Origin of the sequence: Streptococcus sp. HPH0090 (assembly GCF_000411475.1) — a bacterium.
In the GTDB taxonomy this organism is placed as follows: Bacteria; Bacillota; Bacilli; order Lactobacillales; family Streptococcaceae; genus Streptococcus.
Window position 1 is genome coordinate 231486 of the sequence record NZ_KE150464.1, and the last position, 26490, is coordinate 257975.

Sequence of the window (26490 nt, forward strand, 5' to 3'; positions counted from 1 at the left end):
AAAATTTTGAATATAGAGAGTTTTCTGACAATGAATCAATCTTATTTTTATTTAAAAATGCGAGAGCATAAATTGGTGGTTCCCTACACAGGTAAGGAGCGCCGAGTCCGTGTTCTCCTCCCTAAAAACTACGAGAAAGATACGGATAGAAGTTACCCAGTCGTGTATTTCCATGATGGACAAAACGTCTTTTATAGTAAGGAATCCTACGTAGGCCATTCCTGGAAGATTATCCCAGCTATAAAACGAAATCCGGATATCAGTCGCATGATTATCGTGGCCATTGACAACGATGGACTTGGACGGATGAATGAGTATGCGGCATGGAAATTCCAAGAGTCTAACATTCCTGGTCAACAATTTGGTGGTAAAGGTGTTGAGTATGCAGAGTTTGTTATGGAAGTGGTTAAGCCTTTTATCGATGAAAACTATCGGACAAAATCAGACAGGAAACACACTGCTATGATAGGATCTTCTCTGGGTGGGAATATTACCCAGTTTATTGGTTTAGAATATCAAGATCAGATTGGTTGCTTAGGAGTTTTCTCATCAGCTAACTGGCTACACCAAGAAGCCTTTGATCGCTATATTGAACGTAAAAAGCTTTTGCCTGACCAACGCATCTTTATCTATGTTGGAACGGAAGAAGCAGATGACACTGATAAGAGCTTGATGGCAGGCAATATCAAGCAGGCCTATATTGATTCTTCTCTTCGTTATTATCATGATTTGATAGCAGGAGGGGTACGGTTAGAAAATCTATCGCTCAAGGTTCAGGCTGGAGCCATTCACCATGAAGTGCCATGGTCAGAAAATCTACCAGCTTGCCTACGCTTTTTTGCAGAAAATTGGTAATCAGTTTAAAGGAGACAGGATATGAATATTGAACATCTTAGCCACTGGAGTGGACATCTAAATCGTGAAATGTACGTCAACCGATATGGACATGCGGGTATCCCTATTGTAGTCTTTCCTTCTTCAGGTGGTAGCCACAATGAATACTATGATTTTGGCATGATTGATGCTTGTGCGTCCTTTATCGAGGAAGGCCGTGTCCAGTTCTTTACACTTTCAAGTGTCGATAGCGAGAGCTGGCTTGCGACTTGGAAAAACGGGCATGACCAAGCTGAAATGCATCGTGCTTATGAACGATATGTGATTGAAGAAGCCATTCCTTTTATCAAACATAAGACAGGATGGTTTGATGGTATGATGGCGACAGGTTGCTCCATGGGAGCTTACCATGCCCTCAACTTCTTTCTACAACACCCAGATGTCTTCACGAAAGTGATTGCCCTTAGTGGAGTTTACGATGCACGTTTCTTTGTGGGTGATTACTACAATGACGATGCCATCTATCAAAATTCACCAGTGGATTATATCTGGAATCAAAATGATGGCTGGTTTATCGATCGTTATCGTCAGGCTGAAATTGTGGTCTGTACAGGTCTAGGTGCTTGGGAACATGATGGCCTACCTTCTTACTACAAACTCAAAGAAGCCTTTGATCAAAAGCAAATTCCTGCCTGGTTTGCAGAATGGGGACATGATGTCGCCCATGACTGGGAATGGTGGCGCAAACAAATGCCTTATTTTCTCGGTCACATGAATCTATAAAAGGAGTCGCTTATGAATTATCTTGTAATTTCACCCTATTACCCACAAAATTTCCAACAATTTAGTATTGAACTAGCCAATAAAGGAATCACCGTTCTAGGGATTGGGCAAGAACCCTACGAACAACTAGATGAACCATTGCGAAATAGTCTGACGGAATATTTCCGAGTTGATAATCTTGAAAATATCGATGAGGTTAAACGCGCCGTCGCCTTTCTTTTCTATAAACATGGTCCAATTGACCGCATTGAATCACACAATGAATACTGGCTAGAGTTGGACGCTGCCCTTCGTGAACAGTTTAATGTCTTTGGTGCCAAACCAGAAGACCTTAAGAAGACTAAGTTCAAGTCTGAAATGAAGAAACTCTTCAAAAAAGCAGGAGTTCCCGTGGTTCCAGGTTCGGTTATTGAAACAGAGGCAGATATTGATAAAGCTGTGAAAGAAATTGGCCTTCCCATGATTGCCAAACCTGACAATGGAGTTGGAGCAGCGGCAACATTCAAGCTTGAAACAGCAGATGATGTCAATCACTTTAAGGCTGAATGGGACCACTCAACCGTTTATTTCTTTGAAAAATTTGTCACCTCTAGTGAAATCTGTACCTTCGATGGTTTGGTCGATAGAGATGGAAATATTGTTTTTTCTACGACCTTTGACTACGCACACACACCCCTCGATCTCATGATCTATAAGATGGACAATTCTTATTACGTTCTTAAAGATATGGATCCAAAATTGCGTAAATATGGTGAGGCAATTGTCAAGGAATTTGGTATGAAGGAACGTTTCTTCCATATTGAGTTCTTCCGTGAGGGTGATGATTATATCGCCATTGAATACAATAACCGTCCAGCGGGTGGCTTCACCATTGATGTCTATAACTATGCCCATTCTTTTGACTTGTACAAGGGTTATGCAGCGATCGTCGCAGGTGAACCATTACCAGCTTCTCAATTCGAGCCCCTATACTGTTTGGCGACATCACGTCGTGCCAATGCCAACTATGTTTATTCAGAAGAAGACTTGCTCGCCAAGTATGGTCAGCAGTTCAAGGTCAAAAAAATCATGCCGGCTGCCTTTGCTGAATTGCAAGGAGACTTTCTCTATATGCTAACGACACCAAGTCGTGAAGAGATGGAACAAATGATTAAGGACTTTGGTCAGCGTCAAGAATAATTAAAATTTGGACTTAACAAAGGATGTTTGTTAGGTCTTTTTTGTAGAATTGAAATAAAAGCGTTTTCTCACAGGATTCTTTTAGAAAATCTGTTGCTAAAAGCCCTAAAAATTGATAGAATAGGGACTGTCTAAAAAATATTAAGGAGAATCTATCAATGGATTTCACATGGGCAGTCAAATATGCCACTGAATTTTTGGGAACAGCCATCTTGATTATCTTGGGTAATGGTGCAGTTGCCAACGTTGAACTTAAAGGTACGAAAGGTCACCAAAGTGGCTGGCTAGTTATCGCTGTTGGTTACGGTATGGGGGTTATGATCCCTGCCTTGATGTTTGGTAATGTTTCTGGTAACCACATCAACCCAGCCTTCACACTTGGTCTTGCTGTTAGCGGACTTTTCCCTTGGTCACAAGTAGCTCAATACATCATCGCTCAAGTTTTGGGAGCAATCTTTGGACAAGCCTTGGTTGTTGCAGCTCACCGTCCATATTACTTGAAGACAGAAAATCCAAACAACATCTTGGGAACTTTCTCAACAATTTCAAGTATTGACCACGGAACTAAAGAATCACGCTTTGCAGCTTCAGTTAACGGTTTTATCAACGAGTTCGTTGGTTCATTCGTACTTTTCTTTGCAGCACTTGGTATGACAAAGAACTTCTTTGGTGCTGAGTTGCTTTCTAAAGCTCAAGGATTGATTAACGATCAAGTGGCACAAGCGACTGCTCAAGGTCAAACAATTCCTCAAGAACAAGTTACTGCAGCTCTTGAACAAGCAAAAACTCAAGTAGCTCCATTCTTGTCACCAGGTCTTGCTGTTGGACACTTGGCTCTTGGTTTCCTAGTAATGGCCTTGGTAACATCTCTTGGTGGACCTACAGGACCAGGTTTGAACCCAGCTCGTGACTTTGGACCACGTCTCCTTCACGCAGTACTTCCAAAATCAATCCTTGGTGAACATAAAGGTGATTCAAAATGGTGGTATGCTTGGGTACCAGTAGTTGCACCGATTGCAGCTGCTATTGCAGCAGTAGCACTTTTCAAATTACTTTACATGTAATCTTTAAAAAACTGGGAATTCCCAGTTTTTTTCTTTTTAGTAAAGTTGTACCTTTTAGAATTGAATGTTGAAATCGTCAGACTTTTTTCATTTTAAATCAAAAGATGTAAATATGGCAAAAATATGGTAAAATAAAGTATTAAGTAAACGTTAAAAAGGAATATTATGCGTAAAGAAATTGCACCTGAATTATATAATTACAATAAATTCCCTGGTCCTGAATTTCATTTGTCTGGAGATAAAGTCGAAGCGGAAGGTTTTACTTTTACCTTAGTTGAAAATAGTAAGGAAGCCTTTGATGCAACGGCATTTTCTCAACGCTTTTCAGAAGTTTTAAGTAAGTTCGATTATATTGTAGGAGACTGGAGCAATGAGCAGCTGCGCTTACGTGGTTTCTACAAGAATGAGCGAGCTGAAGAGTCTCTCGAGAAAATCAGCCGTTTACAAGATTACCTACTCGAGTATTGTAGCTATGGTTGTGCCTATTTTGTCCTAGAAAATGAAACTCCTAAACGAGCACCATTTGACCAAAAAATGCGCAAAAAAGAGGAAGAAAAAGATACTCGAAAAGGCAAAAAAACTTCTCAAAATAAAAAAAGGAATAACACGGACAAGAGAAATAGACGTCGTCGTAAGGAACAGAAACCTCAGAACGAAGATAAAGGACAACGTCATTTCGTCATCCGTAAGAAAGATTAGAGAATAAGGAGAAAACATGAAACCGTCGATTTATAGTTTAACACGCCAAGGCATGCAAGAATGGGTCTTGGAACAGGGCGAAAAGAAATTCCGTGCCGACCAAATTTGGGAATGGCTTTACCGTAAACGTGTTCAGACATTTGAAGAAATGACCAACTTGTCTAAGGACTTGATTGCCAAGCTCAATGATCAATTTGTAGTCAACCCTTTGAAACAACGCATCGTTCAAGAGTCTGCAGATGGTACTGTGAAATATCTCTTTGAATTACCAGATGGTATGTTGATTGAGACAGTGCTTATGCGTCAGCACTATGGTTTGTCAGTCTGTGTAACAACTCAAGTAGGATGCAATATCGGTTGTACCTTCTGTGCATCAGGTTTGATCAAGAAGCAACGTGACCTCAATAACGGGGAAATCGTTGCCCAGATTATGTTGGTTCAAAAATATTTTGACGAACGTGGACAAGATGAACGTGTAAGCCATATCGTTGTAATGGGTATCGGAGAGCCATTTGATAACTATAATAACGTCTTGAACTTTATCCGTACCATCAACGACGATAAGGGAATGGCAATTGGTGCTCGCCATATCACTGTATCAACTTCAGGTTTGGCTCACAAGATTCGTGAATTTGCTAATGAAGGTGTGCAGGTCAACCTTGCTGTTTCTCTTCATGCACCAAACAATGAACTTCGTTCAAGCATTATGAAGATTAACCGTGCCTTTCCAATTGAAAAACTATTTGCAGCTATCGAGTATTACATCGAAACAACCAACCGTCGCGTAACTTTTGAATACATCATGTTGAATGAAGTTAACGATGGAGTTGAACAAGCGCTTGAGTTGGCAGAATTGCTTAAGAATATCAAGAAATTGTCTTATGTCAACTTGATTCCTTATAATCCAGTTAGTGAGCATGACCAGTATAGTCGAAGCCCTAAAGAGCGTGTCATGGCCTTTTATGATACGCTCAAGAAGAAAGGCATCAACTGTGTTGTTCGTCAGGAACATGGTACTGATATCGATGCAGCATGTGGACAATTGCGTTCAAATACCATGAAACGTGATCGCCAAAAAGCAGTAGCTGAATTAAATCCATAAAATGAAACGAAAAAAATTACTAAGCTTGGGAGTGCTTTTATACAGTCTTTGTATCGTCTGTTTTTGTTTTACTCCCCAGCCTCAACTTCCTAAAGGAGTGGAAACTCCAGGTATTCAAACTATTGGACGCCTGGTTTTTCTTTTGACGCCTTTTAACTCCCTTTGGAATCTGGGAGAAGTAACCAGCTTTTTACAGCTCTTTTGGATATTTTTACAAAATGCTTTAAATATCCTCTTGCTCTTCCCATTAATTTTCCAGCTTCTCTATCTTATACCTGCACTAAGAAAAACGAAGAAAGTGATTTGGTTCAGTTTTTTACTAAGTCTAGGAATCGAATGTACACAGCTAGTTTTAGACTTTTTCTTTGATTTTAATCGGGTCTTTGAGATTGATGATTTGTGGACCAATACCTTGGGTGGCTACCTAGCCTGGCTCCTCTATAAACTACTACATAAAAACAAGATAAGGAATTAAAATGAGTATCTTAGAAGTAAAGAATTTAAGTCACGGTTTTGGTGATCGTGCGATTTTTGAAGACGTATCCTTCCGTCTCCTCAAAGGTGAACATATCGGTCTGGTCGGTGCCAATGGTGAAGGGAAATCAACTTTCATGAGCATCGTGACTGGTAAAATGTTACCTGATGAAGGTAAGGTGGAGTGGTCTAAATATGTGACTGCCGGCTACCTAGATCAGCATGCGGTGCTCAAAGAGGGTCAAACTGTGCGTGATGTTCTTCGTACAGCATTTGACGAATTATTCAAAGCAGAAGCACGTATCAATGATCTCTACATGGAAATGGCAGAAGATGGGGCTGATATTGATTCCCTCATGGAGGAAGTCGGAGAACTTCAGGACCGTTTGGAAAGCCGTGATTTCTATACCTTGGATGCTAAAATCGATGAAGTGGCGCGTGCCCTAGGTGTCATGGACTTTGGGATGGACACGGATGCAACAGCATTGTCTGGTGGGCAAAGAACAAAGGTACTTTTAGCCAAATTGCTTCTTGAAAAACCAGATATCTTCCTTTTGGACGAGCCAACCAACTATCTGGATGCTGAGCATATTGACTGGCTCAAACGCTATCTCCAGAACTATGAAAATGCCTTTGTTCTTATTTCTCACGATATTCCTTTCCTAAACGATGTAATCAATATCGTCTATCACGTTGAAAATCAACAGTTGACTCGTTATTCAGGCGATTACTACCAGTTCCAAGAAGTCTATGCCATGAAGAAATCACAACTGGAAGCAGCCTATGAGCGTCAACAGAAAGAAATTGCGGATCTCAAGGACTTTGTAGCTCGAAACAAAGCACGTGTCGCAACGCGTAACATGGCCATGTCTCGTCAGAAGAAATTGGACAAGATGGACATTATTGAGCTCCAAAGTGAGAAACCAAAGCCATCCTTTGAATTCAAAACGGCTCGTACACCTGGACGCTTTATCTTCCAAGCTAAGGACTTGCAGATTGGGTATGACCGTCCCCTTACCAAACCCTTAAATCTTACCTTTGAACGCAATCAAAAGGTTGCTATCATCGGTGCCAATGGTATCGGGAAAACAACCCTCTTGAAGAGTCTCTTGGGCATCATTCCTCCAATTGCTGGGGAGGTTGAACGTGGTGACTATTTAGAACTCGGTTACTTTGAACAAGAAGTGGAAGGTGGCAATCGCCAAACACCTCTAGAAGCGGTCTGGAATGCCTTTCCTGCACTTAACCAAGCTGAAGTTCGTGCAGCCCTTGCCCGTTGTGGTTTGACGACTAAACACATCGAAAGTCAAATTCAAGTTCTTTCAGGTGGAGAGCAAGCCAAAGTTCGTTTCTGTCTCTTGATGAACCGTGAGAACAATGTCCTTGTTCTTGACGAGCCAACCAATCACTTGGATGTGGATGCCAAGGACGAACTCAAACGTGCTCTGAAAGAATACAAGGGTTCTATCCTCATGGTGTGCCATGAACCAGACTTCTATGAAGGATGGATGGATCAAATCTGGGATTTCAATGAGTTAACATAAATAGCCATAAAAAAGCCAAGTCTATTTGACTTGGCTTTTTTACGAGGATTGCAACTAGTAGAAGTCATAATGCTATCTCCTAGTTTTTGTATCAAAAATAACTAATTGGTTTGATTTCCCACGATTTCATCTTCTTCAAAGTGTCCCACACCATCTTCAACAACAAATGGGCAAGTAACTTTCTTTTTTATTCCATTTTCATCATAAGAACAACTCATGTTATAGATTCCATCGGAAAATGAATTTTTTGGTAAAGATAAGATTCCCTCCTTAAAGGCATCTAAAGAACTAGCATTTTCTGCCTTGATTTTCGAAATGTCACAATCAAAATCGAGAGTAAGACCCTTGTTTTTCATGAGATCTTTTGTTGTAATATTATAAAAGCCAGCTGCGTCAGAATCTCCTTTTTCTCGATTGCTGACAGCCTGCGCCATAATTGCCACATAGTAGTTTTCTATAGGATATTTTCCAAATTTAAAACTAGAAGTTATTGGTGTCGCAAAGAGTTTATCTATTTTTTCAGCAGTAGCATTTTTGATACTGTCTTCTTCTTGTTGGAAATTTGGCCTTTCTTTGTATACATCTAGTAAGAAACTGAATTCATCTTGTTTGACAGTAGTAAATAGTGCCTTTTCTTTGTCGTTAAGAAGTGTTTCAAGATCTGTTCCTGAAAGAAGAAAGAAATTTGATAAATGTTTTCCGCTCGTTCCATGAATTTGTGCAGTAGTAGTTTCTTTTAAAATAGTTCCATCTGATAATTTTTCTGTATATGTTAGCTTGTAGGCTGTTCCATAAAATGCTTCAATCTCTCTGTGTTTATCAACCAACTCAACTTTACCCTTTAGTCCCAGTGATTGAAATTCTTCAGCAAAATTGGGAGTAGAGTATGTATTGGCTGGCGAAGAGGGAGAGGAAGTGGTTGTGAACAGTCCTAGGCAAGTGTATAAAATTACCATAATTGAAAAGACAAAGCCAAGTATTGCCAAAGTATCTTTCCCTTGTCCTAACTTGATCGTCTGATAAATACCGATAAGGAGAACGATAGAGTACACAATACTAGCGCTAACTAGTAGTGGATAATTATCAATGTAATTAAGTGGAGCCCCCTTAAAACCTATTATTTGCATGAAAAATCCAATTGTAGCTAGAACTAACTGTACAGTAGAAGTCTTTTGGATCAACTCATTATCTTCAAAGGAGGCTTTTAATTTTGAAATATCTCTAAAAATAAAAATATTTCCTAGCACCATTCCTGCATATGATGCGAAAAATGCTGGCCACAAGATTATAAAAGCAAAACCTCCAGAATCATAAGTAATCGAATAAACAACGTTAAAGACTAAATATGTTAGCAAGAGTAAACCAAGCCGGAATAGATTTATTTTATAGGGTTTCATAGGAAAACCTCCTCGTTACTATTGACTAAATTATATCATATTTGGAGCAAAAAGAGAGCGTTTACCTAAAAGTGTGGATAGAAAAGAGATAGGTCTTTAGACCTATCTCTTATTAGTAATTTCGATACTGTTCAATATCAGATTTTTGAATTTCTTTACCGTAATGACAAATCGGACAAGAAACGAAATAAGTTTTACCATAAGGAAAGAGTGGAATCCAGTAAAGGGTAAACTTACGTCCAGTTTCTGTAATTTCCCAAGTGTCAACATTGTGACAGTGTCCACACTCAATAGCAGTTTGAGTATGTCCTAACACTTTTTGATAACCTTTTGAACCCCAAAGTAAAAGCATTTTAACATCTCCTTAAAGCAATCTTTTATTGTTTACTGAAATCGTAGTCTTTAACAATTTCGATGCTGTCGATGGTAATAGCAGTAGTTGGTTTATTTTTTTCGTCTTTTTCAGCTTTTGCAATTTTATCTACTACATCCATCCCATCAATTACTTGACCAAAGACGGGGTGTTTCCCATCTAGAGTAGGATTTCCACCTTCTTTGTAGGCTTCGATAATTTTCTTAGGATAGCTACTTGTAGGAAGTTTAGCAGAATAATCTGTTGTACTTTGGTTAATGAAGAATTGGCTACCATTTGAATTTGGTTGACCAGTATTGGCCATAGATAGAGAACCACGGATATTATAGAGATATGGAGAAATTTCGTTTTTGAAACCTGTTCCCTTGTCTTTGGTTTTATCCTTATCATGCCAGATAGATTCACCACCTGTTCCATCTCCTTTAGGATCCCCAGTTTGTACCATAAAGCCGTCAATTACACGGTGGAAAGTCACACCATTGTAGTAACCTTCTTTAGCATGAGTAAGGAAGTTTTCAACTGCAAGAGGGGCTAGCTTTGGAAAAAGTTTGATACGAATATCACCCAGACTTGTGTGAATGATAGCTTCAGCTTCGTCTTCAGCTACTTCTTTAGAAAGTTGAGGGAAGTTAGCATTTTCATTTGTTAAGGCGTCTTTCAAATCTTTTTCTGCTTGAGTAGCGGCTTTAGAACTTTCTTCAGCAGCAATTTTAGAATCTACGTAATCATCACCACGAAGAGTACGTTGGATGCTTGTACATCCACCAAGAGCAAAAGTTGAAATGAGTAATAGTGTTGCTAATTTTTTCATATTAGTCCTTTCAAAAATCATTTTTACCATTGTACCCTAAAAGGAGGTGGATTTCAAATATTCAATTGTGATGATTCCGATAGTACATACAATTTTATAGCCTTGCTTACACCATTTTGATCATTAGAATCTGTTACTGTATTTGCGCAAGTTTTAACTTCTGTAGGAGCGTTTCCCATTGCAACACCAAGTCCAGCAGTCTCAATCATTGGAATATCATTATAATTATCTCCAATAGTCATAATTTCAGAAAGTGAAAGTTGATAATAGTTGGCTAATTCTAATAAAGCTTGTTTTTTGGATACTTGATTATGTGTAACTTCTAGATAGTTATCCTTCGAGAGGTAAAAATCAGTTTGAGGGAAATCCATGGTTGCTAATGTCTCTTTAAGTTTCTGGATAGTAGCTGCGTTATCTATTAGTAAAAGTTTATGAATAAGATTTTTTTCTTCCTGAAGAAAATCTGCTAGTGAAGTAACTTTTGGGCTCTCTCCAGTAATCTGTGCTTCAATTTCTACCCATTTATCTAAAGTATTGACGTACCAATCTTTTCCAGAATAAACATTGATAGAAACTGTCGGGAATTCTTTTTTCAGAAAGTCATGAAGTAAGAGCAATTCGCTTTTATCAATAGAATACTGACTTAGGATTTTATCTCCTAAACTGATGAGTGCTCCATTATAGCAGGCAATAGGACAGTCGGTGATGCCAAGTTCTTTAGAAATTGGAGCTATACCGAGAGGAGATCTAGCAGAAGCTAGAACAAAAGGAATATTACATTGTTTTAAAAGTGGCATCAGTTCTATCAAATAAGAATCTAATTGGTGATTTTTATCCAAAATAGTGCCGTCAATATCACTCATAATTAATTTAATTCTTGACATATTTTGCTCCTTTTTAAAATAGTATTGTTGTTCTACCATCTAAAGATTCTTGTATTTCTACATCAGGCTCTTTATCTGTAATCCAGTAATCAAAATCAGCTAGTTCAGAAAGTATAAAATGAGAGTGTTTGTTTATCTTTCCTGTTTCAGCTAACAAGACGCGAATTTTACTAGTTTTAAATGCTCTTTTTTTCATGAGAACATCTTCTTGATCCTCAAAACTAACTTGTCCGTCTGAAAGACTAGCAGCGCCAAAAAATGCTACATCAAATCTAATTCCCTCTAAAGTATTGGATTCTTCTAGTGAATAATAAAAACGATTCTGTCTATGAAATTTTCCACCGAGAATATGAAAATCGACATTTTCATTATTTCCTAAGATAAGTGCGTTATCTAATGAATGACTGAAAATAGTAACTTTTTTATCAGTTATTTTTGCTAACTCAAGTATAGTGGTTGAAACATCAAAGAATATCAGTTGTGAATCAGAAATGAGTTGGGTAGCTAAATGAGCAATTTTCTCTTTTTCTTTAGAAGATTGTTCTGCTCTACCTTGAAAATCAAGAATCCTTTGCTTTTGAATTGGCAATAAACCTCCATGAGTTCTTCTTGCTCGTTTTTCCTTTGCGAGAATTGAAAAATCTCTACGGATGGTATCTTTGGAAACATGGAAATGGTCAACCATTTCTTTTGCTGACAGACTTCCTCTATCCTCTAAAAGTTTTATGATTTCTTCTAATCGTTGTTCTTGGTACATAGGAATTCCTCCTTTTTTTAATACTATACTCTTTTTATAAGCATTTGTCAATAATTGTAATGATTTGTAAGTGTTTTAAAAAATTACAAAAAAATCAACCAGCTTTGGTTGATTAAAGATTCTTTTTAGGATGGCGGTCAATGATTACTTGATGGTCTTTGAGAGCTTGTTCACCTTTTGGAGTTAGTTTATAGCCACGAATCGAAAAGCGGTTAGCTAATTCTTCTTCTGAAAAATGATCATGAAGTGCTTGATTCAATTCGGTGGCCTTCATCTTGGAGAGTCCAGTAACACCCTTCTTTTTAAGGATACTCTTTTTCATAGTAGCATTTAGATGGTAAAGCGAGTCAAAGGCGGTTTCGATAATAGCATATCCTTTTTCAACAAGCGTATCTAAATGTTTTGGGATATCAATGCCATAAGAATTACTATATTTTAAAAGAGCACATTTTCAAAGGATTTTTTCTTTTGGCTTCAATTCCTAATTAATCAATGAACTTAATGCTAGGTCTCGAAAAGAATTATGCTTCCTCTTTCTGTCTGAGTTCAAAGAGGTCTTCTACTTTCAAATCAAAAACTTGAGCAATTTTAAGAGCCATTTCCAGCGAAGGATTGTAACGATTATTTTCCAAGTGCAGAATTGTCTCGCGTCGCATGCCGATGAGGTCGGCTAACTCCTGCTGGGTCATGCCTGTGGACTCACGAACAGATTTGAGATTAGTAATAATATTGCTTTCTTTGGACATGCTTATCCTCTCCGTTCCAAGATAAGATAGACAACCGCAAAGATGCAAATCAAGGCAGCTATGCTAATAAAGATCTGGCCCATGTAAAGAGTGAGAGACCCCATATACCCAATGATAACTGCTAGGATCGTCAGTGCACCTAGTATAAAAACAAACATCAAGCTAGCTGCCTTGGCTAAATTAGCATAAAAGCGTTCGTCCGGAGTTTCCTTGACATTTTTCAAACAGAAAAAACCAAATACAATCACTTCAATAACGAGGCCAATTCCCAAAATCCATTCTTTAATACCAGAACTTACGCTTGGGGTCGCAACCCAAATCCCTACTGTATAAAAAATGCTTGCTGCAAAAATAAGTATCGAGTAAAGCTTAGCAGACAAGTCAAAAATAATCTTCCCTTTATCTTTCTGACTCTTATGAGGCCGTGGTTTCATATGTAGCCAGCTCCAAATAGCTATAATTTGACCTGACACTGAAATACCAGTAATAACTAACTTGGGTTCCCAACTAAGATTAGAACCAAATAAAACAATAAAATCAATAAAGAGAGCTACGGCAATCATTGCAATGAGGCCACGCATTTTTTGACTTTTTTTCATGATAGACTCCTTTTTGTGTTATAAATATATCACACTTAAATTTATGTTATAAATATATCACACTTAAATTTAGAAAGCAAGAATTTATGTGTCAATGTGGCAATTATTTGAAAAATTTTTTTAATAAATACCTCGCTAGTCAAACAACTAAAAAATTCTTTGAAGCAATGCATCGAATTTGGTTTGGATAGTTTCGTTAATAGTATTTGATGATAAAGAATTTTTGGAAAATCTAGATACTGTATGAATCTTTACTTTTTTCTTAGACAGTTATAAAGTCGATCAGAGTAAGCTTTGTAGGTGTAGAAGTTAATTTTTTCTTTCTAATTTATCCCTATTAGTCTAAAAAATTTAAAAACATTTAAACTCTGTCAAGTTTTTTTCTTGACACTATCCAGAAATCTGCTATAATAGAACATGTGGTAAATAGCTTAGCTATTTCACCGAACTAAAAAATAAAAGAAAAGAGATATTAAAAATGGCAGTAAAAATCCGTTTGACTCGTATGGGTTCTAAGAAAAAACCTTTCTACCGTATTAACGTAGCAGATTCACGTTCACCACGTGACGGACGTTTCATCGAAACAGTTGGAACTTACAACCCACTTGTTGAAGAAAACCAAGTAACTTTGAAAGAAGACCGTATTCTTGCATGGTTGGCTGATGGAGCTCAACCTTCAGATACAGTTCGCAACATCCTTTCAAAAGAAGGCGTATTGAAGAAATTCCACGATTCTAAATTCTCAAAATAAGTTTAAAGTAGGTTGACAGATGGATACAATTGAAAATCTCATTATTGCAATTGTGAAACCTTTGATTTCACAACCAGATGCCTTAACTATCAAGATTGAAGATACACCAGAATTTTTGGAGTATCACTTGGATCTTGACCAAAGCGATGTGGGTCGTGTAATCGGTCGTAAGGGTCGCACTATTTCTGCGATAAGAACGATTGTCTACTCTGTCCCAACTGAAGACAAAAAAGTAAGAATCGTTATTGACGAAAAATAAGAAAAGCGGGATGATATCTCGCTTTTTTTGCAAGAAAATCCATGAATGTTCTTCATAATTAAAGAATCGTTATCCCTTTCTCCAACTTGTGAAAATCCCTGTAACATGATAAAATAAAGGGAGAAACAGATACAGGAGACAAGATGAACTACTTTAACGTTGGGAAAATCGTCAATACGCAAGGTTTGCAGGGTGAGATGCGAGTCTTGTCAGTGACAGATTTTGCTGAAGAACGCTTTAAAAAAGGGGCAGAGCTTGCCTTATTTGATGAAAAAGATCAGTTTGTGCGAACAGTGGTCATTGCAAGCCACCGTAAACAAAAGAACTTCGATATCATCAAGTTTAAAGATATGTACCATATCAATGACATCGAAAAATACAAGGGGTACAGTCTGAAGGTTGCAGAGGAGAATCTCAATGACCTCGATGAAGGTGAGTTTTACTACCACGAGATTATCGGTTTAGAAGTCTATGAGGGAGATAACTTGATTGGAACTATCAAGGAAATCCTTCAGCCAGGCGCCAATGATGTCTGGGTAGTCAAACGAAAAGGCAAACGAGACCTACTCTTACCTTATATCCCGCCTGTAGTTCTTAATATAGATATTCCTAATAACCGTGTGGATGTTGAACTCTTAGAAGGGTTAGACGATGAAGATTGATATTTTAACTCTCTTTCCAGAAATGTTCACACCTTTAGAACATTCCATCGTTGGCAAGGCTCGTGAAAAAGGACTCTTAGATATCCACTATCATAATTTTCGTGACTACGCTGAAAAGGCTCGTCATGTTGATGATGAACCTTATGGAGGTGGTCAAGGGATGCTCCTTCGAGCGCAACCCATCTTTGACGCCTTTGATGCGATTGAAAAAAAGAACCCGCGCGTGATTCTCTTAGACCCTGCTGGGAAACAGTTCGATCAGGCTTATGCGGAAGATTTGGCGCAAGAAGAAGAACTGATCTTTATCTGTGGTCACTACGAAGGCTATGATGAGCGTATTAAGACCTTGGTAACCGATGAGATATCTCTTGGAGATTATGTCTTGACTGGTGGAGAACTAGCAGCGATGACCATGATTGATGCGACGGTTCGCTTGATTCCAGAAGTTATTGGGAAGGAAGCAAGTCACCAAGATGATAGCTTTTCATCAGGGCTCTTGGAATATCCTCAGTACACAAGACCTTACGATTATCGTGGAATGCTAGTTCCAGATGTTCTTATGAGTGGACACCATGAAAACATACGTCAATGGCGACTCTATGAGAGTCTCAAGAAAACCTACCAACGTAGACCTGATTTGCTGGAAGAGTATGAACTGACAGCAGAAGAAGAGAAAATGTTAGCAGAAATTAAAGAAAATAACAATTAAAAGGAGAAAACTATGCAAGTAATTAAACGTGATGGACAAGTCGCTGATTTTGATCCAGATAAAATCTACCAAGCTATCCTTAAGGCGGCTCAGACAGTCTATGTTTTGACTGACGATTTGCGCCAAAACCTAGCTCAAGTTACTAAAAAGGTTGTTTTGGACTTAGAAGAAGCAAAAGTAGAACGTGCGACTATCAGTATGATTCAATCAATGGTTGAGCACCGCTTGCTTGGTGCTGGCTACATTACAATCGCAGAACACTATATCTCTTATCGTTTGCAACGTGATTTGGAGAGAAGTGGTTATGGCGACCACATCGCTGTTCACCTTCATTTTGAACAAATTCGCTAAGATAAAAAGAGTGAGATGATAGAAGCATCTCACTCTTTCTTAAATCTTCTTTTTTGGGCCGTTTGGATAGTAGAAGGAACGAAAGTTACTCTTCGAATATCCGACACTCGAATAATATGGCTGACGTTTTTGGCGAAATTTTTAACGATAATTTGTTGGCGGTCAGTATCATACTTGATAATATCGCCTGTAAAACTTGACTCAGCAAAGATGATATGTACAGCCTTTTTTTGGGCTAGGGCTTTTTCAAGTCTAGCAATTAGGGGATCGCTTTTTTCAGGAATGGAATCTTCATGTCCATTGACAAAATCATGAACTTTTTGCAAAGCCTGTTTTAATAAATCTTTCATTCCGGCCTCCCTTCTTTACATCATTATATAAAAATTTTATGAAATCTACAAGATTTTTCGAATAATCAATTGAGAACAAAAAGGAGAAGAACATGGCAGAATTTACATTTGAAATTGAAGAACACTTGCTTACTCTATCTGAAAATGAAAAAGGATGGACCAAAGAAATCAATCGTGTCAGCTTTAATGGTGCACCGGCGAAGTTTGACATTCGTAGCTGGAGTCCTGACCACACCAAAATGGGGAAAGGAATTACCCTCTCAAATGAAGAATTTCAAATCATGGTGGATGCTTTTAAGAATCAATAAACGTTCATCTAAGATGAATTAAAAAGAGGCTAGGGAAAATCCCAGCCTCTTTTATTTGCTTGAAAAATAAGCTTGTGTACGAAGACGTTGGAGTAGTGGTCGGCTGATGAAGCTAATGGCTACAATTTTGGCAAGATCAGGTATGATAAAGGGAATAACACCGACAGCCAGCGCTTTATCAAAAGGCATTCCAGCTAAGAAGTGGAGACTGAGAATACCACCGACAAAAACAAGTGAATCTCCCAACAGATTTGCAAAGAAAATACGTAGGACACCACTATTGGTGTGAATGAGATAGGAAGTAAGCCCTGCATAGACAAGGTCGAACCAAAGATAACCAGCGCTTGGTCCAACTAAAACATGAAATCCAGCTCCACCGTTAGCAAATACCGGAAGTCCAATAGCCCCAAGTAAGAGATAGAGTCCGACAGAGAGAACAGCTTCCCTTGGTCTAAAAACAGTAGCGATGAGTCCAATAGCAAAGTTTTGCAGAGTGAAAGGAACTGGACCAATCGGCATACTAATTTGTGCCAATACTGCAATAAGAGCCGCTCCAATAGCAGGAATAGCGTAAATGTGTGCTTTTTTCAAAATAGTTAACCTCTTCTATAATTTATAGTAACTATTATACTGAATGAGATATAAATGTCAACCTATTTTAAAATAAAAGGTTACAAATTTGTAACGGCCGATTTAGAGAAAAAAAGAGACCAAGAGGTCTCTGTTTGTTTTAACGCATGGTCACAAATTCTTCTGAGCCTGTAGGATGGATAGCGACAGTAGCATCAAAGTCAGCTTTTGTAGCTCCCATCTTGATAGCAACTGCGAAACCTTGAATCATTTCGTCAACGCCATAGCCGATTCCATGAAGTCCTACTACCTTTTCGTCTGCACCAGCTGTTACGAGCTTGAAGCGAGCTTCTTGACGGTGACTAGTAACAGCAGAATACATAGATGCAAATTTTGAAGTATAGACTTTAACGTTTTCTTGGCCGTACTCTTTGATAGCTTCTTCCTCAGTCAGACCGACTGTTCCGATTGCTGGGTGTGAGAAAACTACAGTTGGAATGGTCGTGTAGTCCATTTTAGCATTAGTTTTACCGTTGAAAAGTCTCTCGGATAGGGTACGACCAGCCTTGATAGCAACAGGAGTTAGTTCCTTTTCACCTGTGACATCTCCAAGAGCGTAGATTCCGTCAACGACTGTGTTCTGGTATTCATCAACCTGGATAAAGCCGCGTTCATTGAGGGTGACACCAGCTTTTTCGAGTTGAAGTCCTTCAACATTTGGACGGCGACCAGTTGCCCAGATAACTTGACTGGCAGTATGAGCGCTGCCATCTTCGAAATGAATGGTAATGCCTTGTTCAGTTTCTTCAAGTTTAGCAGGAACCTTATGGGTGTGGAGGTTTAGTCCTGTATTTTCCATTTCTTGAACTAGACTCTCAACGATATAGCTATCAAATCCACGTAGCGGACGTTCACGACGGACAAATAAATCTGTCTGAACACCAAGTGTATGGAGTACACCAGCCAATTCTACAGCAATGTAACCAGCACCTAGAATAGCTACAGATTCAGGCAACTCTTTCCAGGCAAAGACATCGTCTGAGCTACCCCCCAGTTCAGCACCAGGAATAGCTGGAATATGAGGATGGGCTCCAGTTGCAATCACGATGTGCTTAGCTCGGATTAATTCGCCATTAACGCTGACAGTATGAGCGTCGACAAACTCGGCACGTCCTTCAATCAAATCAACCCCGTTACGCTTGAAGCTTCCATCGTAAGAAGAGCGAGAACGGTCAATGTAGGCTTCACGATTCTGACGAAGTGTGGCGTAATCAAATTCACTCCCAGTACTTGTAAAACCATAGTCAGGTCCATATTTGTGGATACTTTCTGCAATTTGGGCTCCATACCACATAATTTTCTTAGGCACACAACCAATATTAACACAGGTTCCTCCTAGTTTGTTTTTTTCAATAACTGCAGCTTTGGCACCATGTTCACCAGCACGGTTCATGGTAGCAATACCTCCGCTACCTCCACCGATGGCGATAATATCATATTCTCTCATAGCAAGCTCCTTTACTTGTTTTCTAGTTACATTCTATCTTTTTTTGGGAGTCAATGCAAAAATCTGCTACGCTTAAATTTCTTAAGAAACTGCTTGCAAAAATAAAAAAGATGTTGTATTATATAACTAACACAACAATAAAAGATTTGGCAATTGTTTTTGGGTACTCAGAAAGCAATTGTCCATTTTTAGGACTTGTGCTATAATCTTAATATATGTTTATAAATGAGGTATGGATATGAAAAAGAAGTCAAAAGCTAAAAAATGGCCCCTATTTACAGCTATAGGAGTTACGTCAGTTCTTGTAGTAGGAGCAGCTGCTGTCCTTCTATTGAGACAACCAAATCAAGCTGCAACACAAGACGAAACTGCAAAAATCGTTCTTGCCAAAGAGGGGTCAGTGGCTTCATCGGTTCTCTTATCTGGTACCGTAACAGCTCAAAATGAACAATATGTTTATTATGATGCTAGTAAAGGTGACTTGGATGAGGTTTCGGTCTCTGTCGGAGATAAGGTAAGTGAAGGCCAAGCACTTGTTAAATATAGTAGTACTGAAGCTCAGGCTGCCTATGATGCTGCCAGTCGTGCAGTTGCTAAAGCTGACCGTCATATCAATGAATTGAATGAGGCTCGAAATACCGCCGCAGCAACACCTGTGCTCCCTCAAGCTGGGATTGAAGGCGCTACGGACCAAACCCCAGCACAATCTTCTACATCAGCTACATCTTCTATCGATTCACAAATCAGTGATGCGCGTGATGTTCGTGCAGATGCAGCGGCACAACTTGAAAAAGCTCAAGCACAGTTGGATGCCGCTACAGTTTTGAGTACAGTAGAAGGTACGGTTGTTGAAGTTAATCGCAATGTTTCAAAATCTCCAACAGGAAATAGCCAAGTATTGGTACATATCGTTAGTAACGACAACTTGCAGGTCAAGGGAGAGCTTTCTGAATACAACCTTGCCAATCTATCTGTAGGCCAAGAAGTTACCTTTACTTCAAAGGTTTATCCAGATAAAACTTGGAATGGTAAGATTAGCTATATTTCAAATTATCCAAAGAACAGTAGTGAAGCAAGTAGTAGCTTAGCTGGTTCAAACTCAGGATCTAAGTACCCATATACGGTCGATGTAACTAGTGAAATTGGCGATTTGAAACAAGGTTTTTCTGTCAGTGTCGAAGTGAAAAGTATGAGTAAAGCATTGCTTGTTCCTATTACAAGTATCGTCATGGAAGAAGATAAAAACTATGTTTGGATTCTTGATGAAAATCAAAAGGCCAAAAAGGTTGAAGTTGGATTGGGCAATGCAGATGCAGAAAACCAAGAAATTACATCTGGTCTGACAGATGGAGCAAAAGTCATCAGTAATCCGACAGCTTCCTTGCAAGAAGGAAAAGAGGTGAAGACTGATGAAGCAACTAATTAGCCTCAAAAATATCTGCCGTAGCTATCGAAATGGTGATCAAGAGCTTCAAGTTCTCAAAAACATTAACCTTGAAGTTCACGAGGGAGAATTCGTGGCTATCATGGGACCATCTGGTTCTGGTAAGTCCACCCTCATGAATACCATTGGGATGTTGGATACCCCTACAAGTGGTCAGTATTTTCTAGATGGAAAAGAAGTAGCTGGTTTGGGTGAGAAACAATTAGCCAAGGTGCGAAATCAAGAGATTGGCTTTGTCTTTCAGCAATTCTTTCTCTTATCTAAGATGAATGCTCTCCAGAATGTCGAACTTCCCTTGATTTATGCGGGAGTTTCAGCTTCAAAACGTCGCAAATTAGCAGAAGAGTATCTGGAAAAGGTTGAACTGACTGAGCGTAGCCACCACTTACCATCAGAATTATCAGGTGGTCAGAAGCAGAGAGTAGCCATAGCGCGTGCACTCGTTAACAATCCATCTATTATCTTGGCTGATGAGCCAACTGGAGCTCTGGATACCAAAACGGGTAATCAGATCATGCAACTCTTAGTTGAATTAAACAAAGAAGGAAAAACCATCATTATGGTTACGCATGAGCCTGAAATTGCTGCCTATGCGAAGCGTCAGATCGTCATCCGCGATGGTGTCATTTCGTCTGACAGTGCTCAAGTAGAAAAGGAGGAAAACTAAGATGCAGAATCTGAAATTTGCCTTTTCATCTATCATGGCCCACAAGATGCGTTCCTTCCTCACTATGATTGGGATTATCATAGGTGTTTCCTCTGTTGTAGTTATCATGGCTTTGGGAGATTCTATGTCTCGCCAGGTCAATAAAAACATGACCAAGTCTCAAAAAGACATCCATGTCTTCTTCTCACCTACCAAGAGTAAGGACGGTTCCTTTACACAAAGACAATCTGCCCTGACCTTGTCTGGCGGTCAAGAAGAAGATTTTGTTGAACCACCAAAACCTCAAGAAGCTTGGGTTAAGGAAGCTGCAAAGCTCAAGGGAGTAGATAGTTATTACGTAACCAACTCGGCCAATGTGACCTTGACTTATAAGGATAAAAAGGTCGAACACGCGAACATGACGGGTGGAAATGTCACTTATATGGATGCGGTCGAAAATGAAATCATTGCAGGTCGTGGACTTAAAGCACAAGATTATAAGGATTTCGCAAGTGTTATCATCCTAGATGAAGAACTAGCCAATAGCCTTTTTGGTTCAGCAAAAGAAGCCCTCAATCAAATTATTGAAGTAAATGAGATTAGTTACCGTGTTATTGGTGTTTACGCAAGTAAGGAAGCCAAGGCAGCCAAAGCATTTGGTGTTGGAGGACTTCCAATTACGACCAATATTTCCTTGGCAGCTAATTTTAACACAGACGAGATTTCAAACATTGTCTTCCGTGTTAACGATACGAGCTTGACTCAGACTTTGGGGCCAGAGTTGGCAAGAAGAATGACAGAGATTGCGGGGCTTCAACAAGGGGAGTATCAAGTTGCAGATGCGTCTGCCGCCTTCCAAGAAGTACAACAACTCTTCGGCTTTATAACTACGATTATTAGTGCCATTGCGGGAATTTCTCTCTTTGTTGGTGGTACTGGTGTTATGAACATTATGCTTGTTTCGGTGACAGAGCGTACCCGTGAGATTGGTCTACGTAAAGCACTAGGAGCAACACGGGCAAATATTCTGGTTCAATTTTTGATTGAATCCATGATTTTAACCTTATTAGGTGGATTCATTGGTCTACTGCTTGCTGCAGGGGTGACTATGCTTGCAGGTGTTCTTCTTCAAAACATGATTGCAGGAATCGAAGTTGGTGTATCCATCCCAATCGCTCTCTTTAGTTTAGCTGTCTCAGCTAGTATCGGTATGATATTTGGTGTTCTACCAGCCAACAAAGCCTCTAAGCTGGATCCAATCGAAGCTCTTCGCTATGAATAATTTAAAAGATAAAAAACGAGATAGACATCAGTCTGTCTTGTTTTTGTATGGATTTCTCTATCGAAAATCACTAAAAATGTGGTATAATGAAGTGTTAGAAAAACAGGTTTCATTAGCCTGGAAAGGAAATATTATGTCTGAAAAGAATTTTTATATTACAACACCGATTTACTATCCATCTGGTAAACTTCATATCGGTTCTGCCTACACAACTATCGCATGTGATGTCCTAGCACGTTACAAACGCCTGATGGGCTACGATGTCTTTTATCTGACTGGTCTTGATGAGCATGGTCAAAAGATTCAACAAAAAGCAGAAGAAGCTGGCATCACACCTCAAGCCTATGTTGACGGAATGGCAGTTGGAGTTAAAGAACTCTGGCAATTACTCGATATCTCATATGATAAATTTATCCGTACAACTGATGACTACCATGAAAAAGTGGTAGCACAAGTTTTTGAACGCTTGCTAGCTCAAGATGACATCTACCTAGGTGAATACTCTGGCTGGTACTCAGTATCCGATGAGGAATTCTTTACAGAAAGCCAACTTGCGGAAGTTTTCCGCGACGAAGCTGGAAATGTGACGGGTGGTATCGCTCCATCAGGTCACGAGGTTGAATGGGTTTCAGAAGAGTCTTACTTCCTTCGCCTCAGCAAATACCAAGACCGCTTGGTCGAATTTTTCAAATCACATCCTGACTTCATCACTCCAGATGGTCGCCTTAATGAAATGCTTCGTAACTTCATCGAGCCAGGTTTAGAAGATTTGGCAGTGTCTCGTACAACCTTTACATGGGGAGTACCAGTCCCATCAAATCCAAAACACGTTGTCTATGTTTGGATTGATGCTCTTCTCAACTACGTGACGGCTCTTGGTTATGAACAAGATGAGCATGGTAACTTTGACAAGTTCTGGAATGGAACAGTCTTCCAAATGGTTGGGAAAGACATCCTTCGTTTCCACTCGATTTACTGGCCAATCCTTCTTATGATGTTGGATGTTAAATTACCTGACCGCTTGATTGCCCATGGTTGGTTTGTCATGAAAGATGGCAAGATGTCCAAGTCTAAAGGGAATGTCGTTTATCCTGAAATGTTGGTAGAGCGCTATGGTCTCGATCCACTTCGTTACTACCTCATGCGTAGCCTTCCAGTTGGTTCAGACGGCACCTTTACTCCAGAGGACTATGTAGGGCGTATCAACTATGAATTAGCGAATGACCTCGGAAACCTCCTCAACCGTACGGTTTCAATGATTAACAAGTACTTTGATGGTCAAATCCCTGCCTATGTAGAAGGTGTAACAGACTTTGACAATGAACTTGCTCAAGTGGCAGAACAATCAATCGCTGACTACAATACCTACATGGAGGCAGTTGACTATCCACGTGCACTTGAAGCAGTCTGGACTCTTATCTCACGTACTAATAAATACATCGATGAGACAGCTCCATGGGTACTGGCTAAGGACGAAGCGCACCGTGAGCAATTGGCAAGTGTTATGAGCCACTTGGCAGCTAGCCTTCGTGTCGTAGCGCACTTGATTGAGCCATTTATGATGGAAACCAGTCGTGCAGTCTTGACACAACTTGGTCTAGCAGAAGTTTCTAGCCTTGAAAACTTGAGCTTAGCTGATTTCCCTGCAGGTGTAACAGTAGTTGCCAAAGGAACACCAATCTTCCCACGTCTCGAAATGGAAGAAGAAATCGCCTATATCAAGGAACAAATGGAAGGCAACAAGCCAGCCGTTGAAAAAGAGTGGAACCCAGATGAAGTCGAACTCAAACTAAACAAGGAAGAAATCAAGTTTGAAGACTTCGACAAGGTTGAAATCCGTGTCGCAGAAGTCAAAGAAGTTTCTAAAGTAGAAGGTTCTGATAAGTTGCTTCAATTCCGCTTAGATGCTGGTGATGGTGAAGATCGTCAAATCCTTTCTGGTATTGCGAAATTCTATCCAAATGAGCAAGAATTGGTCGGCAAGAAAGTACAAATCGTTGCCAACCTTAAACCACGTAAAATGATGAAAAAATATGTCAGCCAAGGTATGATCCTCTCAGCTGAACATGATGGCAAATTAACCCTTCTCACAGTTGATCCAGCTGTACCAAACGGAAGTTTGATTGGCTAAGATCTAAAAAGAACCAGTTTGAACTGGTTCTTTTCTTATGTAAGGTATCAGTTGATAAAAGTGTCATTCTGCTTTATAATGAAGAAAAACGGAGGAAGTTGCCATGAAATACATTCCATTTGGTCAAGAGAAAAGAGAATTGTCCGAAATCGTCCTAGGCATGATGCGAATCAGTGACAAGTCGGTCAAGGAGGTTGAGGAGCTGGTTGAAACAGCCCTATCTGTAGGAATCAATGCCTTTGACTTGGCAGATATCTATGGTGGAGGTCGTTGCGAAGAATTACTAGGTCAAGTGTTAAACAATCGTCCTGACCTGCGAGAAAAGATGTGGATTCAGTCCAAGTGTGGTATTCGCATAGAAGAATTTACCTATTTTGATTTTTCAAAAGATTATATTATAGAGTCAGTTTATGGGATTCTACAACGATTGCAGGTTGATTACCTAGATAGCTTGCTTCTCCATCGTCCAGATGCCTTGATGGAAGCAGACCAAGTGGCAGAGGCCTTTGAAATCCTGCACAAGTCGGGTAAGGTTCGAGACTTTGGTGTGTCTAACCAAAATCCCATGATGATGGAATTACTGAAGAGAGAAGTCAAACAACCTCTAACGATCAATCAATTACAGCTAAGCGCAGCTTTCACGCCAGGATTTGAATCAGGTTTCCATGTCAATATGGAAGGTGACAAGGCAGCTTTGCGTGATGGTAGCGTCTTTGAATACTGCAAACTGAATGACATGGTTATTCAGGCTTGGTCAGTCTTGCAGTTCGGATATTTCAAAGGGAATTTTGTTGGCAATGAGAAGTTCAAACAACTAAACCAAGTTCTAAATCAACTAGCCCTAAAATATGGAGTGAGTCCTTCGGCTATTGCTATCGCGTGGGTGTTGCGCTACCCAGCTAAGATGCAGGCAGTAGTAGGAACAACTAACCCTAAACATTTGATAGAAGCTAGCCAAGCAAGTAATGTTAACCTAACTCGAAAAGAATGGTATGAGATTTACCTAGCAGCAGGGAATGATTTGCCTTAGAAACTAAAACGAAATCCATTCAAGAGCGAGATTCTATCTCGCTCTTTTTGTTTAAAAAAAATTTCATATAATTGTTTGAAAATACAAACTAAAAATGATAAAATGGTATAAGATAACAATATAATAAATATTTTAATAATTTAGGAGAATATAGAATGAAAAGAATAGTTTTGACTTCTGTTGTTTTACTATCGTTGCTGACATCAGTTGGTTGATCGAAACATAAGGAAGAGGCGAAAGTAACTGAACCTGTAACGACTGAACAGACTACGCAAGATAATACAAAATTGTACAAGGAAGCTGGTTTACTTACTTTTAGAAACGAAAAGCAACTTGAACTTGGAGAACTGGATTCCAAATCTCGTGCAACCTATGCTCATATTCAGCTGAAAGATAGTGATGAGCCTAAAGAAAAGAGAGAAGCTAAATTAACCTTTGATCCAGTTGGTTGGCATAACTATAAATTTTATTATGGTGATGGTACAAAGGAAGCCTGGTTAATGAATCGCGGTCATTTAGTTGGTTATCAATTTAGCGGACTAAACGATGAAGGTCGCAATCTAGTTCCTATGACAGCCTGGTTAAATACAGGGGCCTTTACTGGAACAGATGACAAAAATCAAAGTAGCATGCTTTATTATGAAAACGGACTAGATTCATGGCTTGCAAATCATCCAAACTATTACCTCGACTATAAGGTGACAGCAGTCTATAAGGATAATGAATTGATTCCTAGACAGATTATCTTACAGTACGTAGGAATTGATCAGGATGGAAAGTTACTTGAGATTAAATTAGGTAGTAGCAAGGAAAAAATTGATAAGTATTCTGTAACACATGTCGCTTTGGATAATGTTTCAGAAAATGCTGAAATAAATTATGCGGATGGTACTGCAAAAAATACAGTTAAGTCAGCTGAAGAACGTGCAGCTGAGCTTAAGGCAGCCGAGGAAAAAGCCAAGAAAGAAGCTGAAGAAAAAGAAGCACAAGAAAAAGCTAAAAAAGAAGCAGAACAGACACAGCAGGAAACTGAAGCCCCAGCAGAAGAATCACAAAGCAGTAATTCAGGTGGCTACTTTAGAGATAGAAATGGAAGATGGCATCGACCAAATGGAAAGTTTGCCTCTAAAAAGGAAATCAGAGAAGCCGGTTTGCAGTGGTAATCTACTAAAGCCTAAGAAAACATGAAAAATAATTGTCAAAAAGCCGTTGCAAAACGGTTTTTTGTTATAATAAAACAAGAG

At 39.3% G+C, this 26490-nt stretch carries 30 protein-coding genes and 1 pseudogene; 20 read left to right on the forward strand and 11 right to left on the reverse strand.

Features of this window, described 5'->3' with window-relative positions; all coding sequences use genetic code 11:
• Positions 1–30: 30 nt before the first annotated feature.
• The 8 genes from HMPREF1481_RS03075 (at position 31) to HMPREF1481_RS03110 (ending at position 7679) form a co-directional block, all read left to right on the forward strand.
• Positions 31–855, forward strand: a complete 825-nt coding sequence (locus HMPREF1481_RS03075) for an alpha/beta hydrolase (RefSeq protein ID WP_016465625.1) — start codon at positions 31–33, stop codon at positions 853–855.
• 21 nt (positions 856–876) lie between these two features.
• Positions 877–1617 (forward strand): esterase family protein, encoded by a 741-nt coding sequence (locus HMPREF1481_RS03080; RefSeq protein ID WP_016465626.1) that lies wholly within the window; start codon positions 877–879, stop codon positions 1615–1617.
• A 12-nt stretch (positions 1618–1629) separates the two neighbouring features.
• The gene (locus HMPREF1481_RS03085) at positions 1630–2796 is read left to right on the forward strand and encodes an ATP-grasp domain-containing protein (protein WP_016465627.1); all 1167 of its coding nucleotides are present in this window, start codon (positions 1630–1632) and stop codon (positions 2794–2796) included.
• A gap of 158 nt (positions 2797–2954) precedes the next feature.
• Positions 2955–3860 carry an aquaglyceroporin Gla gene (gla, locus tag HMPREF1481_RS03090; protein WP_016465628.1) on the forward strand — a complete coding sequence of 302 codons (906 nt, stop codon included), beginning with the start codon at positions 2955–2957 and terminating at the stop codon, positions 3858–3860.
• 165 nt (positions 3861–4025) lie between these two features.
• Complete coding sequence (locus tag HMPREF1481_RS03095; RefSeq protein ID WP_016465629.1) at positions 4026–4559, forward strand: YutD family protein; 534 nt, start codon at positions 4026–4028, stop codon at positions 4557–4559.
• Positions 4560–4575: 16 nt separating this feature from the next.
• Positions 4576–5661 (forward strand): 23S rRNA (adenine(2503)-C(2))-methyltransferase RlmN, encoded by a 1086-nt coding sequence (rlmN, locus tag HMPREF1481_RS03100; RefSeq protein WP_016465630.1) that lies wholly within the window; start codon positions 4576–4578, stop codon positions 5659–5661.
• A 1-nt stretch (position 5662) separates the two neighbouring features.
• Positions 5663–6136 (forward strand): VanZ family protein, encoded by a 474-nt coding sequence (locus tag HMPREF1481_RS03105; RefSeq protein ID WP_016465631.1) that lies wholly within the window; start codon positions 5663–5665, stop codon positions 6134–6136.
• 1 nt (position 6137) lies between these two features.
• Positions 6138–7679, forward strand: a complete 1542-nt coding sequence (locus HMPREF1481_RS03110; protein WP_016465632.1) for an ABC-F family ATP-binding cassette domain-containing protein — start codon at positions 6138–6140, stop codon at positions 7677–7679.
• Positions 7680–7780: 101 nt separating this feature from the next.
• Here HMPREF1481_RS03110 and HMPREF1481_RS03115 read toward each other — a convergent pair whose 3' ends face one another.
• The 8 genes from HMPREF1481_RS03115 to HMPREF1481_RS03145 all read right to left on the reverse strand — a co-directional run bounded on the left by HMPREF1481_RS03115 (position 7781) and on the right by HMPREF1481_RS03145 (position 13246).
• Entirely contained in the window at positions 7781–9076 is a 1296-nt protein-coding gene (locus HMPREF1481_RS03115) for a hypothetical protein (protein WP_016465633.1), read from the reverse strand.
• A 112-nt stretch (positions 9077–9188) separates the two neighbouring features.
• Positions 9189–9428 carry a zinc-ribbon domain-containing protein gene (locus HMPREF1481_RS03120; protein WP_016465634.1) on the reverse strand — a complete coding sequence of 80 codons (240 nt, stop codon included), beginning with the start codon at positions 9426–9428 and terminating at the stop codon, positions 9189–9191.
• A 25-nt stretch (positions 9429–9453) separates the two neighbouring features.
• A complete protein-coding gene (locus HMPREF1481_RS03125) occupies positions 9454–10260 on the reverse strand; it encodes a peptidylprolyl isomerase (RefSeq protein ID WP_016465635.1) in 807 nt (268 codons plus the stop codon).
• A gap of 53 nt (positions 10261–10313) precedes the next feature.
• Positions 10314–11144, reverse strand: coding sequence for a Cof-type HAD-IIB family hydrolase (locus HMPREF1481_RS03130; protein ID WP_016465636.1), 831 nt, complete (start codon positions 11142–11144; stop codon positions 10314–10316).
• 13 nt (positions 11145–11157) lie between these two features.
• Positions 11158–11901 (reverse strand): DeoR/GlpR family DNA-binding transcription regulator, encoded by a 744-nt coding sequence (locus HMPREF1481_RS03135; protein ID WP_016465637.1) that lies wholly within the window; start codon positions 11899–11901, stop codon positions 11158–11160.
• Between the two features lie 112 nt (positions 11902–12013).
• Positions 12014–12223 carry a hypothetical protein gene (locus tag HMPREF1481_RS0101755; RefSeq protein ID WP_025173253.1) on the reverse strand — a complete coding sequence of 70 codons (210 nt, stop codon included), beginning with the start codon at positions 12221–12223 and terminating at the stop codon, positions 12014–12016.
• 199 nt (positions 12224–12422) lie between these two features.
• A complete protein-coding gene (locus HMPREF1481_RS03140) occupies positions 12423–12647 on the reverse strand; it encodes a helix-turn-helix transcriptional regulator (RefSeq protein WP_016465639.1) in 225 nt (74 codons plus the stop codon).
• A 2-nt stretch (positions 12648–12649) separates the two neighbouring features.
• Positions 12650–13246 (reverse strand): hypothetical protein, encoded by a 597-nt coding sequence (locus HMPREF1481_RS03145; RefSeq protein ID WP_016465640.1) that lies wholly within the window; start codon positions 13244–13246, stop codon positions 12650–12652.
• Positions 13247–13724: 478 nt separating this feature from the next.
• Here HMPREF1481_RS03145 and rpsP point away from each other — a divergent pair, with 478 nt between their 5' ends.
• The 5 genes from rpsP (at position 13725) to HMPREF1481_RS03170 (ending at position 15978) form a co-directional block, all read left to right on the forward strand.
• Complete coding sequence (rpsP, locus tag HMPREF1481_RS03150) at positions 13725–13997, forward strand: 30S ribosomal protein S16 (RefSeq protein WP_004253064.1); 273 nt, start codon at positions 13725–13727, stop codon at positions 13995–13997.
• Between the two features lie 19 nt (positions 13998–14016).
• The gene (gene kphA / locus HMPREF1481_RS03155; protein ID WP_000379617.1) at positions 14017–14256 is read left to right on the forward strand and encodes an RNA-binding protein KphA; all 240 of its coding nucleotides are present in this window, start codon (positions 14017–14019) and stop codon (positions 14254–14256) included.
• Between the two features lie 143 nt (positions 14257–14399).
• Positions 14400–14918: a ribosome maturation factor RimM gene (gene rimM / locus HMPREF1481_RS03160; RefSeq protein ID WP_016465641.1), complete on the forward strand. Its 519-nt coding sequence runs from the start codon at positions 14400–14402 to the stop codon at positions 14916–14918.
• Complete coding sequence (trmD, locus tag HMPREF1481_RS03165; protein ID WP_006148775.1) at positions 14908–15627, forward strand: tRNA (guanosine(37)-N1)-methyltransferase TrmD; 720 nt, start codon at positions 14908–14910, stop codon at positions 15625–15627. The genes rimM and trmD overlap by 11 nt, the downstream gene beginning before the upstream one ends.
• Positions 15628–15639: 12 nt before the next feature.
• Positions 15640–15978 (forward strand): ATP cone domain-containing protein, encoded by a 339-nt coding sequence (locus tag HMPREF1481_RS03170; protein WP_004253071.1) that lies wholly within the window; start codon positions 15640–15642, stop codon positions 15976–15978.
• 29 nt (positions 15979–16007) lie between these two features.
• Here HMPREF1481_RS03170 and HMPREF1481_RS03175 read toward each other — a convergent pair whose 3' ends face one another.
• A complete protein-coding gene (locus HMPREF1481_RS03175; protein ID WP_016465642.1) occupies positions 16008–16328 on the reverse strand; it encodes a hypothetical protein in 321 nt (106 codons plus the stop codon).
• A 92-nt stretch (positions 16329–16420) separates the two neighbouring features.
• On the opposite strand from HMPREF1481_RS03175, the gene HMPREF1481_RS03180 reads away from it, so the two are divergent.
• Positions 16421–16636: a YdbC family protein gene (locus HMPREF1481_RS03180; protein ID WP_004253080.1), complete on the forward strand. Its 216-nt coding sequence runs from the start codon at positions 16421–16423 to the stop codon at positions 16634–16636.
• A gap of 51 nt (positions 16637–16687) precedes the next feature.
• Here the strand turns inward: HMPREF1481_RS03180 and HMPREF1481_RS03185 are convergent, their stop codons facing one another.
• Positions 16688–17227, reverse strand: a complete 540-nt coding sequence (locus HMPREF1481_RS03185) for a biotin transporter BioY (protein ID WP_016465643.1) — start codon at positions 17225–17227, stop codon at positions 16688–16690.
• A 139-nt stretch (positions 17228–17366) separates the two neighbouring features.
• Positions 17367–18713 (reverse strand): glutathione-disulfide reductase, encoded by a 1347-nt coding sequence (gene gor, locus HMPREF1481_RS03190; RefSeq protein WP_016465644.1) that lies wholly within the window; start codon positions 18711–18713, stop codon positions 17367–17369.
• Between the two features lie 238 nt (positions 18714–18951).
• On the opposite strand from gor, the gene HMPREF1481_RS03195 reads away from it, so the two are divergent.
• From HMPREF1481_RS03195 to HMPREF1481_RS10960, 6 genes and pseudogenes are all read left to right on the forward strand, one after another.
• Positions 18952–20139 carry an efflux RND transporter periplasmic adaptor subunit gene (locus HMPREF1481_RS03195; protein ID WP_016465645.1) on the forward strand — a complete coding sequence of 396 codons (1188 nt, stop codon included), beginning with the start codon at positions 18952–18954 and terminating at the stop codon, positions 20137–20139.
• Complete coding sequence (locus HMPREF1481_RS03200) at positions 20123–20824, forward strand: ABC transporter ATP-binding protein (protein ID WP_016465646.1); 702 nt, start codon at positions 20123–20125, stop codon at positions 20822–20824. The genes HMPREF1481_RS03195 and HMPREF1481_RS03200 overlap by 17 nt, the downstream gene beginning before the upstream one ends.
• Position 20825: 1 nt before the next feature.
• Entirely contained in the window at positions 20826–22085 is a 1260-nt protein-coding gene (locus HMPREF1481_RS03205) for an ABC transporter permease (protein ID WP_016465647.1), read from the forward strand.
• A gap of 133 nt (positions 22086–22218) precedes the next feature.
• Positions 22219–24216: a methionine--tRNA ligase gene (metG, locus tag HMPREF1481_RS03210; RefSeq protein ID WP_025173254.1), complete on the forward strand. Its 1998-nt coding sequence runs from the start codon at positions 22219–22221 to the stop codon at positions 24214–24216.
• Between the two features lie 103 nt (positions 24217–24319).
• Positions 24320–25246: an aldo/keto reductase gene (locus HMPREF1481_RS03215; RefSeq protein WP_016465649.1), complete on the forward strand. Its 927-nt coding sequence runs from the start codon at positions 24320–24322 to the stop codon at positions 25244–25246.
• A 155-nt stretch (positions 25247–25401) separates the two neighbouring features.
• Positions 25402–26409 (forward strand): annotated as a pseudogene (locus tag HMPREF1481_RS10960) (DNA/RNA non-specific endonuclease).
• The last annotated feature ends 81 nt before the right edge of the window (positions 26410–26490 follow it).